We start from the raw sequence: 15,582 nt of genomic DNA on the forward strand, positions 1-15,582 counted from the left end.
TTTAGGAATAATAGATTCTTAGAAGCGTTACAATTACCAGCACCAGCATGAGAGCTGCCATAAAATAATTGGAGTATCTGGAAAATGCTTCGGCTTGCTTTTCAATTTTAATAAAAGAAACTACGTAAAAGTACAGTGTGGTAAAACTTCCCATAGAAGCTGCCAAAACAAAGGCTATAATTCGGGACCAATCGTAAGAAACACCGGTACCAATATTTAAAGCTCCTGCAATAGCTACAAAATAAGGAACGGGAAAAATGTTCAAGGCCGCGATAAGCATTCCTTTAAAAATACTATTGGAATTGGCTTTTTGGGATTTATGTTCTATTCCGCCTCGCTTTTTTGCCTGGATGAAAAAATAAACCGCCAGCAGGATAAAAATTACGAGCCCCGCACGCAATAAAATATTCTGAACAAATTCGTTTCCGAAAATATATTTAGCAAGCAAAACTGCAAGCGTCGCCTGGATAACAATTACAATTGTTGCACCTAAGGCAACATAAAGCCCGTTTTTTTTTCCTTTTTCAACACAGGTTTTAGCCACTGTCATATTCACCAAACCGGGAGGTATCACCCCAAGTAAGGCTGCTAAATAAGTAATTAGAAAAAGTTTTGTTTCCTCCAAAGGGACTTATTTAATTCTAAACTGAATATAAGTTATGGGTTTTCCCTGGTCAAGATACTGTTTTTCATAGAAAGTTTGAATTTCCCTTACTGCTTTCGGAGAATATTCATTTTTGTATATATCGTGATGTGCATAAAGAATTTCGTGCCCTTCACCATGAAGCAGGCCAAGCGTGTAACCGTGCATAAATTCGCTATCGGTTTTAAGATTTACCAGGCCTTCAGGTTTTAAAATATGCTTGTATTTCTGAAGAAATTCAGTATTCGTCAATCTGTGTTTAGTGCGTTTGTATTTAATCTGTGGATCGGGAAAAGTGATCCAGATTTCATCTACTTCATTTTCAGCAAAAACACGATCTATTAATTCAATTTGAGTTCTTAAAAAAGCTACATTTTCAAGATCGTCTTCTATCGCAGTCTTTGCACCTCTCCAAAAGCGGGCACCTTTAATATCTATTCCAATAAAGTTTTTTTCTGAATCCTGTTTAGAAAGGCCAATGGTATATTCGCCTTTTCCGCAGCCCAGCTCCAGCACGATAGGATTTTCGTTTTTAAAAAACTCTTGCTTCCAATTTCCTTTTAAACTGAATTGATCTTTCTCCAGCTCTTCCCGGGAGGGTTGTATCACATTTGTAAATGCTTCGTTCTCCCTGAATCGTCTTAATTTATTCTTACTTCCCACACCTAAATTTAATATTTTGGTAAAACTAAAGAAAATAGCGCACAGGCCCTTAATAATATATTTGATATATGCAGAAGAAACGAATTTTAGTGGCGGTTTTAAACTGGGGGCTTGGCCACGCTACACGATGTATCCCTATTATCAATGAATTACAAAAGAATGAATTCGAAGTTTTTATCGCTTCAGATGGGGCTGCGCTCGAATTACTAAAAAAGGAATTCCCCTCAATAAAAACTTTTGAACTTCCTTCGTATGATATCACCTACACTAAGTCTTCCGGTTGGCTTAAATGGAAAATATTTGCTGAAAGTCCACGCTTGTTTAAAATAATACAGCGAGAAAAAAAAGTCACGAGAGACCTTGTTAAAAAATATGAGCTAAACGGAATCATTTCAGATAATCGCCCCGGCTGCAGATACAAGCATATAAAATGTGTTTTTATCACCCATCAGTTTAGCGTTTTAAGTGGAAATACCACTTATTTAAGTAGTAAATTACATCAAAAATACATCTCGAAATTTGATGAATGCTGGATTCCAGATGCCCCCGGAAACCAAAACCTAAGCGGAATAATGGGACATTTAAAAGAGATGCCCGAGAATGTAAAATACATTGGGCCGCTCAGTCGGTTTAATAAATTAGCGCATCAAAAAAACTATGATTACACGGTAATCTTATCTGGCCCTGAACCTCAACGGACAATGTTGGAAGAAAAGCTGCTTGACGCTTTTCAAAATTCAGATAAAAAGATCGTTTTTATAAGAGGGGTTATTGATAAAGAAAGCATTTCTTCAGCAAATAAGAACCTTGTAATAAAGAACTATCTAACTTCTAAAGATCTGCAGGAAAACATTCTTAGCAGCGAAATTATTATTTGCCGCTCTGGATATTCCAGTATAATGGATTTAGCAAAATTGGAGAAAAAGGCGTTTTTTATTCCAACTCCGGGCCAATTTGAACAGGAATATTTGGCCGAACGTTTTACTAAACTGGGTATAGCTCCTTTTTGTAAACAGGAAAATTTTAAACTTTCAAAACTCGAACAATTGGAAAGTTTTTCAGGCTTCAGCAGTATCGATTTCAAGGTCGATTTCAGGGATATCTTTACTCTTTTCCAGGGTGAATGAAAATTCACTTCCAACACCAAAAACACTCTCTACATATATTTTTTCGTCGTGGGCTTCAATAATGTGTTTTACGATAGAAAGTCCTAATCCGGAGCCTCCCTCTTTCCTGGAACCACTTTTATCTACACGGTAAAAGCGTTCAAAAACACGGGGCAGGTTTTCTTTTTCTATACCTTCACCGTTATCGGTTACTCGTACAATAACCTTATTTTTAATAAGATTCTCTACACTAACTTCAGTAGTACCGTCTTCTTTTCCGTATTTAATGGAATTTACGATTAAATTGGTCAAAACCTGTTGCACCCTATCCCTATCGGCATATACCCAAACAGGTTCTTCATAATCAATATCAAAAGTAAGGGTTATATTTTTTTTGGCAGCTTTCATTTCTAAGAGATCAAACGAACCCTGTACAAGATCTACAATATTAAAATCCTCTTTTTCCAAATTAAGATCCCCGGCCTCCAGTTTGGTGATCATATCTAAATCTTTCACAATATAAATAAGTCGCTCTACTCCTTTACTGGCACGCTGCAGGTATTTTTTTCTTACCGCCTTATCTTTCATCGCTCCGTCAAGTAAGGTCAAAATATAAGCTTGAACAGTAAAAAGCGGTGTTTTAAGCTCATGAGAAACATTTCCCATAAACTCCTTTCTATAGGCTTCACGTACTTTAAGCGTGTCTATCTCAAGTTTTTTGTCTTTGGTAAATTTTTCAACCTCACGGGTTAGCGTAGCCATATCTGTAGTAACCCGGGGACTTAAAGTGGTAGAGTCTAAAAGCGAGACATTATCGTATATCTTCTTTATTCTCCTATAGATAAAATACTCTACTCTATATTGAATAATAAAAAAACAGACCAAGTAGGTAATAAAAATAAATGCAAAAAAAGGTCCGAGAATAAGTCCGGTGGTAAAATAGGCAAAACCGGCCAGGACCACACTTAAAACAAGTGTAATATAAAGGGAAGTCTTTATTGCGAATTTATATGAACGCTTAAACTTTTTTGCCATTAAACAACAAACTTGTAGCCAACGCCTTTAACTGTTTTAAAAGAATCGTCCCCAATTTTCTCACGAAGTTTTCTAATATGAACATCTATAGTACGACCGCCTACTATAACTTCTGCACCCCAAACATTATCCAAAATATCTTCTCTTTTAAATACTTTTCCGGGTTTTGAAGCTAATAATGATAGTAATTCAAATTCCTTTCTGGGTAAAATAATTTCTTCGCCGTTTTTAATCACCTTATACTCGTCGCGGTTAATGATAAGGTCTTTAATTTTCACGATGTTAGAAGAAGCTGTATCGTCCTTAAACCTTCTAAGCAAAGCTTTTACTTTACTCACCAAAACCTTTGGTTTTATAGGCTTAGTGATATAATCGTCTGCACCTGCATCAAAACCGGCCATTTGAGAATAATCTTCACCCCGCGCAGTAAGAAAAGTAATAATGGTTTCTTCCAGATCTGGTAGCTTTCTTATTTGTGCACAAGCTTCAATCCCATCCATTTCGGGCATCATAACATCAAGGATAATAAGCTGTGGTTTTTTCTTTTTTGCCAATTTCACAGCGTCTGCACCATTGTCGGCCGTAATTACCTGGTATCCTTCCGCAGAAAGATTATACCCTACTATTTCGAGGATATCCGGCTCATCGTCTACCAGTAAGATTTTAATGTCCTTTTTTTTCATTTTGGTTTAGTTGATTTGATAAATACGAGGTAAAAGTAACCATAAATTTGACTCTTATAAACCACCAATCTCTGCAGGTTAACCCAAACTTAACATAATAATTTGAATTAAAAAGCTTGTAACCTGCACAATTTAAAGGCTTTGATAATCAAAAATTCAAAAAACCCTTCGTTAGCCCGATCTAAAAACCAGGAATACTAAACTTTTTAATAACATTCAGTCCCCCTGTATTAACGCAAGCTTAAACTTAAGCTAAGACCACACTTAAACTAAGCTCGTTTATTTGCTTCAGATTAAAACAGAAACAAAAACTAAATTTTTTGACTTATGAAAAAACTGATTATCGCAGGTTTCGCCATTGCCACTCTAGGCTTAACCAGCTGTAGTGAAGACGATGCTCCTACAGAACAACTTGCTAATTGTACCGATGGAATACAAAACGGTAACGAAACTGGTGTAGATTGCGGCGGGCCTTGTGCTCCTTGTGATGGAGGAAATGTAGGCGGAGAAACTCCGGTAGATGAAGATCTTTCCGGATTACTAACAGAAGACTTCACTTTAACGAATGATGTTATCTGGGAAATAAACGGAAAGTTTGTAGTTGGTAATGGAGCAACCCTTACTATTGAACCAGGAACTATTATAAAAGGAGCAGAAGGAACAGGTTCTTTAGCTTCTGCACTTATTGTAGCTCAAGGTGGAAAAATTATGGCCGAAGGTACTGCTGAAGAGCCAATTGTTTTCACTTCTATTAATGACAACATTGAACTTGGTCAAAAACAAGGATCTAACCTAGACGAAAATGACCGTGGTCTTTGGGGTGGAGTGTTAATTTTAGGATATGCACCAAGTTCTTTTGAAGGAGACTCTGAAGTATCTCAAATTGAAGGAATTCCTGCAGATGATGACTTTGGTAGATATGGTGGTAATGACCCTGAAGACAATTCAGGAGTTTTCAAATATGTATCTATTCGTCACGGTGGGGCACTTATCGGTTCTGGTAACGAAATTAACGGACTTACAATGGGAGGTGTTGGTAACGGTACAGTTATCGATCACGTAGAAGTTGTAGGAAACGTAGATGATAGTTTTGAATGGTTTGGTGGTACCGTAAACTCCAGCAACCTTGTGGCATTCGCAGGTGGGGATGATGGTTTAGACGTTGATCAGGCTTATTCTGGAACTATTTCAAATGCATTGGTTATTCAAGGGGCAGAATCTGATCACGCATTAGAAATTGACGGACCAGAAGGCACCCTTGAAGGAGCTTTTGTAATGCAGGATGTAACTATCATTGGAGATCCAAACGCACCATCTGGGGAAATCGCAGATTTAAGAGACGGTGCAATGGGAGCCTTTAACAATATATATGTAAGAGGTTTCAACGATGTACAGGATGTAGAAATTGATGATGACGCATCTGCTGCAAACTATACAAATGGAAGCTTAAGCTTTTCTGCCTGGGAAATTGTATTGCCAGAAGGTGTAGAGAGTGTTTCTGATATTTTTATTGATACTACAGGAAGTACAGATTTCTCCAGCGATGCTACTGAGTTTGCTACAGCTATAGAACAAGACCAGGAAACTGTAGGCGCAGACCTATCGGTTTTTGGATGGACCTTTGCTAGCTTCAGAGGCGCATTTTAAAAATATAAAAGCATAATTCAAGTAAAGCTTTTCAAATTGCTCGCCTTTTAAAAGGGCGAGCAATTTAGTATTAAGATTTTTAATCTAAATTTATATGAAAACCCAATTTTCACTAGTTTTAATTTTTTGTTTATTCATAAGTTTTGCACAGGCACAAACCGGAAAGATTGCCGGGACCATTTACGATGTTGAAGTTAACGATGTAATGCCTTTTGCAAATGTTTCCATTAAGGGAACAAATACCGGGACCACTTCAGACTTTGAAGGGGATTTCAGTCTGAATGCCGAACCCGGCACTTATACGGTTGTTTTTTCCTTTGTGGGCTACGAAACTGTAGAAGTAACCGATGTTGTTGTAGAAGAAGGAGAAATTGCAACCCTTAATGTAGAGATGAAATCTTCTGCCGGGGCTTTAGATGAAGTTGTAATTACTACAACGACTGCCCGGGATACTGAAGCGACTGTACTAAATATGCAAAGAAATGCCATAAACCTTACTGATGGGCTTTCTTCTCAAAGTTTTGATAAAATTGGAGCAGGAGAAGTTTCTTCAGCAGTAAAAACAATCCCAGGAGTATCTGTTCAGGGTGGAAAATATGTTTATGTAAGAGGTTTAGGTGACCGTTACACGAAATCTATCTTAAATGGGATGTCGGTTCCCGGTCTGGATCCAGATCGTAATACCTTGCAGATGGATATTTTCCCAACTAACATTCTTGATAATATAATGGTGGTAAAATCACTTACCGCGGATAATCCTGCCGATTTTACCGGGGGAATGGTAAATATCATCACTAAAGATTTCCCAAGCCGTGAAGAATATAGTGTCTCAATTGGCGGCACCTATAACCCATCTATGCACTTTAATTCAGATTTCCTTCAATATGATGGCGGCGGAACAGATTTCCTTGGTTTTGATGATGGCACAAGGGATCGTCCGGTTAATAGAAGCCAGGCTTTTCCGAGACCTTTCGATAATGATGGAGCTCTCACAAGACTTACCGAACGTTTTAACCCAACTTTAGGAGGTACAAGACAACAAAATAATATGGATTTTAGTGTTGGTTTTACCGCAGGTAACCAGTATGATGTTGGCGAAAAAAACAATAAACTGGGATATTTTGCATCGCTTTCTTATAAGAATACTTCAGAGTATTTTGAAGATTTTGAAAATAATTCCTGGTTAAAACCAAGGGAGACCTCAGAGTTCGAAATGCGACCATCCAGATTATTAAGCGGTGATGTTGGAAAAGAAAATACTTTAATAAGTGCGTTAACCGGACTTGCATTTAAAACTGAAAAATCTAAATACCAGCTTAATTTGCTTCATATCCAAAATGGGGAATCTACAGCCGGTAATTTTGAAGAGCAAATTCTTATTGCTGATGCTATAACAGTTTTTAGAGATAACCTGGAATATACACAGCGTTCTATTACCAATGCTTTATTAAGCGGAAAACACACCAACGAAGATGCGAGCTGGACTACCGAGTGGAAACTTTCACCCAGCCTTGCCCGCGTTAATGATAAAGATGTGCGAATTACTGCGTTTGAATTTAACCCAAGCAACAATACCTTTAGTATACGTCCCAGCTCATCTGAAAGTCCTACAAGAATATGGCGAGACCTGGAGGAAATAAACCTTGCTGGAAGTGTAGACCTTACAAAAAAGCATCAGCTTCTTGGAAGAGATGCAAATCTTAAATTTGGAGGAGGCTACACCTACAAACAAAGGGATTTCTCTATAGATCAATACCAAATTCTTATTCAGGGCTCTATTAGCCAGAATTTTGGAGGAGATCCTAACCAGGTGCTTGCCCCGGGGAACATCTGGACTCCAGAGAACCAGGCAGGATCTTATATAAACGGATTCTACGAGCCTGCAAACACTTACGATGCTTATAACACCAATGCTTCGGCATATGTTTCAGAAGAATTTAATGTAACCGAAAACCTAAAAGCCATTCTGGGTGTAAGACTGGAAAAATTCGATCAGTTCTATACAGGGCAAAATAACCTTGGGGATTTAATTTTGGAAAATGAACACCTTATAGATAGAACAGATCTTTTTCCTTCAGCAAACTTTATTTACAGTCTCAATGAAGATGCTAACCTAAGACTTTCTTATGGTCGTTCTACAGCCAGGCCTTCTTTTAAAGAAGCTTCAATTGCCCAAATTTACGATCCCTTAACCAACAGGACTTTTATTGGTAATATAGATTTGCAACCTACTTATGTAGATAATATTGACGCCCGTTACGAACTTTATGGCGATGATGCCCAGCTTTTTGCTGTAAGTGCTTTTTATAAGAGGTTTACAGATCCTATTGAGCTTTCTGTTTTTAGCGATTTTTCAGCAGATAACTTTCAGCCAAGAAACGTTAACGATGCAACAGTAATGGGAGCAGAAATAGAAATGAGAAAGAATTTTGGATTTATTACTGATGGACTTAAAAAACTAAGCGCTAACCTGAATGTTTCTTTAATAGATTCCAGGGTAGAAATGGATAGAAGTCCAAGTGGGGAATTTGAATCCAGACGACGTAACCTTAGACCCGGCGAAGAATTTGACGGTACAAGACAATTACAGGGTCAGTCTCCATTTTTGTTAAATGCAGGTTTTGATTATACCGACCCGGAAAGTGGTTGGCAAGCCGGTATTTTTTACAATACCCAGGGCAAAACCCTGGAACTTGTTGGCTTAGGAACCGTTCCAGATGTTTACACGATGCCTTTCCACAGCCTTAATTTTAATTTGAATAAGTCTTTTGGAGAAGAAAAGAATTCTACGATCTCTTTAAAGGTTTCCAATATGCTGGGAGATGATATTGAGAGCAGATTCCAGTCTTTTGAAGCAGAAGACCAGATATTTTCTTTAAGAAAACCTGGCACTCCAATCTCATTGAGTTACAGTTATAAATTCTAGATATTGAAGTTTAATTTGAATTAGCCCAAAAAGGCTGCCCTCACCGGCAGCCTTTTTTAATAAAAAATTAATATTAAATACACAATATTTCTGGCATCGTTTTTGAATTTTTATTGTAGTTTTGTATAAACCTCGATTAAAAAGAATGAAGCAATATTACCTTTATACTTTCATATTAGTTGTTTTCCTCACATTCTCCGCACCTAATGCGGTGTTTGCTCAGGATACTACCAGCTCGGGGAATAAAACCGAAATTCCAATAGAGGGTTTATCTATTTATCCAAATCCGGTTACCAACGGAAAAGTTTATATTAGCACTTCGCAAAATAAAGAAAAGGATATCCAGATTTTTAATGTTCTGGGCAAACCTGTTCAACGCACTAAATTAAGAGGAAGGGAGCTTGATGTTTCTAACCTTAGCGCAGGAATCTATATTTTAAAAATCAAAGAAGAAAGAGCCACCGCCACCCGAAAATTGGTGGTTAGATAAATTATCATTTCCACAGGCATTTCTTAACTTCGTATTTCAAAATTTTATCCACGAGAATGTTATCTGAAAGAATTTTTAATATTTCTAATCAGAAAGATTTTAACGAAATCACGCTCGAAGTATTTTCTTATCAGTTTCAACAAAATAAAGTTTACCGGGAATTTTGCCAGTTATTAAAGCGCAATCCAGAAAACGTTTCAACAATTGAACAAATTCCATTTCTACCCATTGAATTCTTTAAAAAGAAGAAGGTAATTTCTTCGAAAAATCCGGTTGAGATCATTTTTACCAGTAGCGGCACAACCGGTGCAACAACCAGTAAACATTACGTGACTGATTTAAATGTTTATGAAGAAAGCTTTTTGAAAGCTTTTGAGCTGTTCTACGGAAAACCCGAGGAAATGGTCATTCTAGCGCTTTTACCTTCTTATCTTGAACGCCAGGGTTCTTCTTTAATTTATATGGCTAACAGCCTGATTAAACTCAGCAGATACCCTGAAAGCGGATTTTATCTGGATGATCTTGAAAGCCTCCAAAAGAAGCTTTTAGCATTAGATAAAAGCGGCAAAAAGATTCTACTGCTTGGTGTTTCCTTTGCCCTACTCGATTTAGTTGAAACTTACAATTTCAACTTAAAGAATACTACTATTATGGAAACCGGCGGAATGAAAGGCAGGCGCAAAGAAATGATTCGGGAAGAGTTGCATCAAATACTTTCCAAAGGTTTTGGGGTAGAGAAAATTCACAGCGAATACGGGATGACCGAATTACTTTCACAGGCTTATTCAAAAGGGGATGGAGTTTTTGATACACCGCCCTGGATGAAAATCCTAATCCGTGATCCTGAAGATGCACTCAGTTACCTACCAAAGAGCAAGACAGGCGGAATTAACGTAATTGATCTGGCCAATTTTAACTCTTGTTCATTTATTGCTACCCAGGACTTAGGCAAAAAAAGTCAGAATAATCAAACAGAAATTCTCGGAAGATTTGATAATAGTGATATTCGAGGCTGCAATCTTCTAGTCTTGTAATTTTTATTTACTTAACACCAGCCAATAAAAACCTAAATATCAATTATTTATAGTTAAAGTATGCTAAAGTCTGTAAATTTTCAAGGCTTCTATCGACTTAATAAATGTAAGATGAAATTTGAATAAATTGAATTGATCTTACAGGCTAAGTGAAATTTTTTCATATTAGATTGGTTAGTTAGTTGCAAGCCCCATAGACCTCGTGTTTATGGGGCTTTGTAATTTTATAAACTCACTTAAAACTATACCACTCTAATTATATAGGTGTTCTTTTTCCCTTTATTAATAATTACATACTTATCATTAATAAGATCCTGTGCAGTAATGGTGTAATCTTCTTTTACTTTTTCCTTATTTACAGAAACCGAATTCTCTTTCAGTGCCCTTCTGGCTTCCCCATTGGATTTCAGGAAATCGGTTTTAGCCGATAAAGCTGCGATCATATCAAGTCCGTTTTCAATTTCAGCTTTAGCTACTTCAGCTTGAGGAACACCTTCAAAAACATCTAGAAATGTAGCTTCATTTAAGGATTTTAGATCTGCAGCGGTACTTTTCCCAAAGAGCACTTCAGAAGCTTTTACTGCATTCTCATAATCGTCACGGGAGTGAACCATTACTGTAATTTCTTCGGCTAAAGTTTTCTGAAGCACACGTAAATGTGGTGCTTCTTTATGTTCTTCAACAATCTTTTCTATTTCGGCTTTACTTAGTAAAGTGAATATCTTTATATATTTTTCAGCATCAACATCACTGGTATTTAACCAGTATTGGTAGAATTTGTAGGGAGAAGTTCGGTTTGGATCTAACCAAACATTTCCACCTTCAGTTTTTCCAAATTTAGTCCCGTCGGCTTTTGTTATTAAAGGACAGGTTAAGGCATATCCTTTCCCATTCCCAATACGGCGAATCATCTCGGTACCGGTAGTAATATTCCCCCACTGGTCGCTTCCGCCCATTTGTAACGTACAGTCATTTTCCCTGAACAAATGCAGAAAATCATAACCCTGTACCAATTGGTAAGTAAATTCGGTAAAAGACATACCTTCAGCAGCATCAGAAGACAAACGCTTCTTCACCGAGTCTTTGGCCATCATATAATTTACCGTAATATGCTTACCGACATCTCGAATAAATTCCAGGAAACTGAAATTTTTCATCCAGTCGTAATTATTCACCATTGCGGCAGCATTTTCCTCTTCGTTTCCAAATTCTAAAAACTTAGAAAGTTGGTTTTTTATAGCCTGCTGGTTGTGGTGCAGAGTCTCTTCATCAAGTAAGTTTCGTTCTGCAGATTTCCCCGACGGATCGCCAATCATTCCTGTAGCACCCCCAATTAAAGCATAAGGTTTATGCCCGCAAAGCTGAAAATGCCTAAGCATCATCACGCTAACCAGGTGTCCAATATGCAAGGAATCTGCCGTGGGGTCTATCCCAACATAAGCAGCGCGCATACCTTCTTTTAAATGTTCTTCAGTGCCAGGCATTACATCGTGCAACATGCCTCTCCAGGTAAGTTCTTCTACAAAATTCTTATTCATAATTCCAATACTTTTACTCAAAAATAGCCGTAAAGATACCATAAACTCTTATTTTTCCTAAGTGCTTTTGGTATATTTACCAAATGATTTTAGTAACAGGCGGCACTGGACTGGTGGGTTCTCATTTATTGCTGAACTTATTAAAAGCCGGTAAAAAAGTTAGGGCCCTTCATAGAAAAAACAGCGACCTCGCTGCGGTTGAGCATGTTTTTAATTATTATACTTCTACTGAAGAAGCAGCTACGTTATTTCAACAAATTGAATGGTTTGAAGCCGATATCACCAACGTACCACAACTCAACAAAGCTTTTGAAAATATAAAGTATGTTTACCACTGTGCCGCGCTGGTCTCTTTTAATCCTGCAGATGATAAAAAACTACGAAAAATAAATATTGAGGGCACCGCAAACATCGTAAACCTTTGTATTGCTTTTAAAGTTGAAAAACTATGCTATGTAAGTAGTGTTGCTGCGCTTGGCAAAAGTTTAGAGAATAAAGAAATCACAGAACGTGCAATATGGAATCCCGAAGAGGATCACAGCGATTATGCAATTTCTAAATACGGCGCTGAAATTGAAGCCTGGCGGGGTACGCAAGAAGGCGTCCCAACCGTAATTGTAAAACCGGGAGTTATTATTGGTCCGGGATTCTGGGAAGAAGGAACCGGTCAAATTTTTTCTAAAGTTGATAAGGGAATTAGCTATCATTTCCCTAAAATATCCGGATTTGTAGGGGTACACGATGTAGTAAGTGTGATGCAAAAACTTATGCAGACTGAAATTAAAAATGAAGCCTATATCCTTGTTTCAGAAAATCTTAGTTTTAAATCGGTTTTTGAGAGAATCGCAACAGAACTGGAGAAACCAAAACCTAAAAAAGCACTCAAAAAATGGATGCTCTGGTTAGCCTGGTTTTTTCAGAAAATAGGCGGTTTTTTTGGTGCAAAAAGGCAAATTACCAGGAATACCGTAAATACTTTATTTCAGCCCTCCAGATATAGTAACCAAAAAATCAAGGAAAGTCTTGGTTTTGAATTTACTCCTATGAAAGACGGGATTTCAGAAACTGCTAAATATTATCAAAAAGATCACTCCTGATCTCTCGAGATTGGCTCCGGCAAACTGTCGTTTTCAATTCTTAAAGAATCCTTTTCCTGGATTAGCGAATCTGAAATCTCATCTACCCTATTTTCCATTTCAGGATCCAAAGAGTCTTTTGTGCCAATTGAATCCCGCTTGGCCTCGGCAATAGAATCTTTAACACGTCTTTCTTGTTGTTGAAGGGTATCCAGTTTAACTTTCATTCTTTCAAAGCCCTGTTTGACGCTATCGTAAATACGTTGGTAGATTTCATAATTATCGGCATAATAATCGTTGCTGTGTTTAAACTGAACACTATCTATATCGTATTTCTCAAAAATGTACTCTTTTCCTTTGATCCCGGTATTTTCAAAGATTCGTTTACTAAAATTCCGTGCCGATTGCATTAGTGAAATTTCAGTGATGATATCTACCATTTTATCTTCCGGGATAAGGTCATCTGGCCTTTCAGATTTTTCAATATCCTGGCAAGCGGCAAATGCCACGCTTACAAAGAATAACAAAAAGAGTTTTTTAAACATATTATCGGTCAAACTGCAAACGCTCCGCCACATTAGCAAAAGGCTGATGTTTGAAATTCTTATACACCAGATTACCATTCACAAAAGTATGCGTTACCCGTGATTTAAAGGTCACCCCTTCAAAAGGAGACCAGCCGCATTTATACTGAATATTATCTGGTTGTACCGCCCAGGGGGCGTTTAGATCTACCAGCACCAAATCGGCTTTATAACCTTCACGAATAAATCCGCGATCTTTTATTTGAAACAAAATAGCCGGATTATGACACATTTTTTCCACGATCTTCTCTAAAGAAATTTTTTCCTGATGATGAAATTGCAACATTGCTGCAAGTGAATGTTGCACCAATGGACCACCACTTGGAGCTTTGGTGTACACATTTTTCTTTTCTTCCTTAGTATGCGGCGCGTGATCTGTGGCTACTACATCCAATAGATCGTCATTTAAAGCTTTCATCAAAGCTTCCTGATCTTTTTTAGTTTTTACCGCCGGATTCCATTTAATAAAAGTTCCTTTTTTCTGATAATCGGAATCGTTAAACCAAAGATGGTGAATACAAACCTCAGCAGTTATCTTTTTATCTTTAAGCTTTTTCTTATTGCTGAATAAGCTTAATTCTTTTGCGGTAGAAACGTGAAAAACGTGTAATCTAGCCCCTGTTTTTTTAGCAAGAGCAACTGCTCTTGAAGAAGATTTATAACAAGCCTCTTCGCTTCTAATTTTAGAATGCAGTTCTATCGGAATATCATCGCCATAACGTTCTACGCATTCCTGCAGGTTTTTTTGAATAGTCTCTTCATCTTCACAATGCACCGCGATTAGCAAAGGCGATTTCGAGAAAATCTGTTCCAAAACTTTTTCGTCGTCAACCAGCATATTCCCGGTAGAAGAACCTAAAAACAGCTTTAAGGCTGCCGTTGTTTTAGGATCTACCTTGAGAATTTCTTCAAGATTATCGTTGGTGCCGCCAAACATAAAAGAGTAATTGGCATAAGATTTCGCTTCAGCCAACTTAAATTTCTCTTCAAGTTTTTCTATGGTAGTAGTTTGAGGAATAGTATTGGGCATTTCTATAAAAGAAGTAATTCCGCCGGCAACAGCCGCACGAGATCCCATTTCTATATTTTCTTTGTGAGTAAGGCCGGGCTCCCTAAAATGTACCTGATCGTCTATCACGCCGGGTAACAAGTGCGTACCTTCGGCATCAAAGATTTGAACATCTGGGGATTTGGCACTAATGCTTTCGGCAATTTCTACAATTATTCCGCCTTCAATAAAAACATCAGCTTCTTTAATTTTACCCTCATTTACAATCTTCGCGTTCTTGATTAAGACTTTCTTCATTTCAATTTAATCTGCTTAAAAAGACTTTTAATCTTCATTATTATTACCCCAAAAATGGCTTCAGAAATTATGGAGCCACTCATTTTTGAAGTTCCACGAGTTCTATCTGTAAAGATTACGGGAACTTCCTCTAATTTAAATTTCAGCAAATATGCCTTAAACTTCATTTCTATCTGGAAAGCATAGCCTACAAACTTAATATTGTCCAGGCCTATAGTTTCCAGCACTTTCCGTTTATAACATACAAAACCGGCCGTGGTATCGTGAATATCCATTCCGGTAATAAATCTTACATATTTAGATGCCAGCCAGGATAACAAAACCCTGCTCATAGGCCAGTTAATTACATTTACTCCGGTTTTATAACGAGAGCCTATGGCTACATCGGCATTATTCCTTTTGCAGGTGTTATATAACCTTATAAGATCGTTGGGATTATGAGAAAAATCGGCATCCATCTCAAAAACATACCCGTAATCCCTTTGTAACGCCCATTTAAATCCGTGAATATAAGCTGTTCCCAAACCCAGTTTTCCAATTCTTTCTTCAAGGAAAAGGCTATCATGAAATTCAGCTTGCAGTGTTCTCACACGGGTTGCGGTACCATCGGGAGAATTATCATCTACCACCAAAATATGAAATTTTTTATGTTGAGAAAACACGTTTCTTACAAGTCGCTCAATGTTTTCAATTTCATTAAAGGTGGGTACAATGACTATCCCCTTTACCATCTTACCAATTTTTGCACAAATGTATGCATTTTAAATCTTCGTTTCCCGGCTTAAGCTTCATGTTTTAACCTCAAAATAATTATACATTTGCATAAAAGTTTTAATCCTGGAAGCTATAGA

14 protein-coding genes are annotated in these 15,582 nt (G+C 37.4%); 6 read left to right on the forward strand and 8 right to left on the reverse strand.

The annotated features are described in order from the left end of the window. Window position 1: 1 nt before the first annotated feature. Together LB467_RS00335 and trmB are read right to left on the reverse strand one after the other, a co-directional pair. Window positions 2-625, reverse strand: coding sequence for a LysE family translocator (locus LB467_RS00335; RefSeq protein ID WP_224472041.1), 624 nt, complete (start codon window positions 623-625; stop codon window positions 2-4). 6 nt (window positions 626-631) lie between these two features. After that, window positions 632-1,306, reverse strand: coding sequence for a tRNA (guanosine(46)-N7)-methyltransferase TrmB (gene trmB, locus LB467_RS00340; RefSeq protein WP_224472042.1), 675 nt, complete (start codon window positions 1,304-1,306; stop codon window positions 632-634). A 68-nt stretch (window positions 1,307-1,374) separates the two neighbouring features. Between trmB and LB467_RS00345 the strand changes: the two genes are divergently transcribed. Continuing rightward, window positions 1,375-2,433, forward strand: a complete 1,059-nt coding sequence (locus LB467_RS00345) for a glycosyltransferase (RefSeq protein WP_224472043.1) — start codon at window positions 1,375-1,377, stop codon at window positions 2,431-2,433. Here LB467_RS00345 and LB467_RS00350 read toward each other — a convergent pair. Then, the gene (locus LB467_RS00350; protein ID WP_224472044.1) at window positions 2,365-3,447 is read right to left on the reverse strand and encodes a sensor histidine kinase; all 1,083 of its coding nucleotides are present in this window, start codon (window positions 3,445-3,447) and stop codon (window positions 2,365-2,367) included. The genes LB467_RS00345 and LB467_RS00350 overlap by 69 nt on opposite strands. Then, window positions 3,447-4,130, reverse strand: a complete 684-nt coding sequence (locus LB467_RS00355) for a response regulator transcription factor (protein WP_224472045.1) — start codon at window positions 4,128-4,130, stop codon at window positions 3,447-3,449. Before LB467_RS00355 ends, LB467_RS00350 begins: the two co-directional genes overlap by 1 nt. 327 nt (window positions 4,131-4,457) lie before the next feature. Here LB467_RS00355 and LB467_RS00360 point away from each other — a divergent pair, with 327 nt between their 5' ends. The 4 genes from LB467_RS00360 to LB467_RS00375 all read left to right on the forward strand — a co-directional run bounded on the left by LB467_RS00360 (window position 4,458) and on the right by LB467_RS00375 (window position 10,227). Then, entirely contained in the window at window positions 4,458-5,777 is a 1,320-nt protein-coding gene (locus tag LB467_RS00360; protein ID WP_224472046.1) for a hypothetical protein, read from the forward strand. Between the two features lie 94 nt (window positions 5,778-5,871). Next, complete coding sequence (locus LB467_RS00365) at window positions 5,872-8,703, forward strand: TonB-dependent receptor (protein ID WP_224472047.1); 2,832 nt, start codon at window positions 5,872-5,874, stop codon at window positions 8,701-8,703. A 145-nt stretch (window positions 8,704-8,848) separates the two neighbouring features. Further along, window positions 8,849-9,193, forward strand: coding sequence for a T9SS type A sorting domain-containing protein (locus LB467_RS00370; protein ID WP_224472048.1), 345 nt, complete (start codon window positions 8,849-8,851; stop codon window positions 9,191-9,193). A 56-nt stretch (window positions 9,194-9,249) separates the two neighbouring features. Continuing rightward, on the forward strand, window positions 9,250-10,227 hold the full coding sequence (locus LB467_RS00375; RefSeq protein ID WP_224472049.1) for a LuxE/PaaK family acyltransferase: 978 nt from the start codon (window positions 9,250-9,252) through the stop codon (window positions 10,225-10,227). 242 nt (window positions 10,228-10,469) lie between these two features. Here the strand turns inward: LB467_RS00375 and tyrS are convergent, their stop codons facing one another. Then, a complete protein-coding gene (gene tyrS, locus LB467_RS00380) occupies window positions 10,470-11,765 on the reverse strand; it encodes a tyrosine--tRNA ligase (protein WP_224472050.1) in 1,296 nt (431 codons plus the stop codon). Between the two features lie 83 nt (window positions 11,766-11,848). Between tyrS and LB467_RS00385 the strand changes: the two genes are divergently transcribed. Then, the gene (locus tag LB467_RS00385; RefSeq protein WP_224472051.1) at window positions 11,849-12,862 is read left to right on the forward strand and encodes an NAD-dependent epimerase/dehydratase family protein; all 1,014 of its coding nucleotides are present in this window, start codon (window positions 11,849-11,851) and stop codon (window positions 12,860-12,862) included. Here the strand turns inward: LB467_RS00385 and LB467_RS00390 are convergent. Genes LB467_RS00390 through LB467_RS00400 form a run of 3 tightly spaced genes read right to left on the reverse strand, consistent with a single transcriptional unit; the run spans window position 12,853 to window position 15,462 of the window. After that, entirely contained in the window at window positions 12,853-13,368 is a 516-nt protein-coding gene (locus tag LB467_RS00390) for a DUF4296 domain-containing protein (protein WP_224472052.1), read from the reverse strand. The two genes, LB467_RS00385 and LB467_RS00390, sit on opposite strands and share 10 nt — an antisense overlap. A gap of 19 nt (window positions 13,369-13,387) precedes the next feature. Then, window positions 13,388-14,731 carry a dihydroorotase gene (locus LB467_RS00395; RefSeq protein WP_224472053.1) on the reverse strand — a complete coding sequence of 448 codons (1,344 nt, stop codon included), beginning with the start codon at window positions 14,729-14,731 and terminating at the stop codon, window positions 13,388-13,390. Then, entirely contained in the window at window positions 14,728-15,462 is a 735-nt protein-coding gene (locus LB467_RS00400; RefSeq protein WP_224472054.1) for a polyprenol monophosphomannose synthase, read from the reverse strand. The genes LB467_RS00395 and LB467_RS00400 overlap by 4 nt, the downstream gene beginning before the upstream one ends. Window positions 15,463-15,582 lie beyond the last annotated feature (120 nt).

The sequence above is a fragment of the Salegentibacter tibetensis genome (assembly GCF_020164485.1).
GTDB lineage: Bacteria > Bacteroidota > Bacteroidia > Flavobacteriales > Flavobacteriaceae > Salegentibacter > Salegentibacter tibetensis.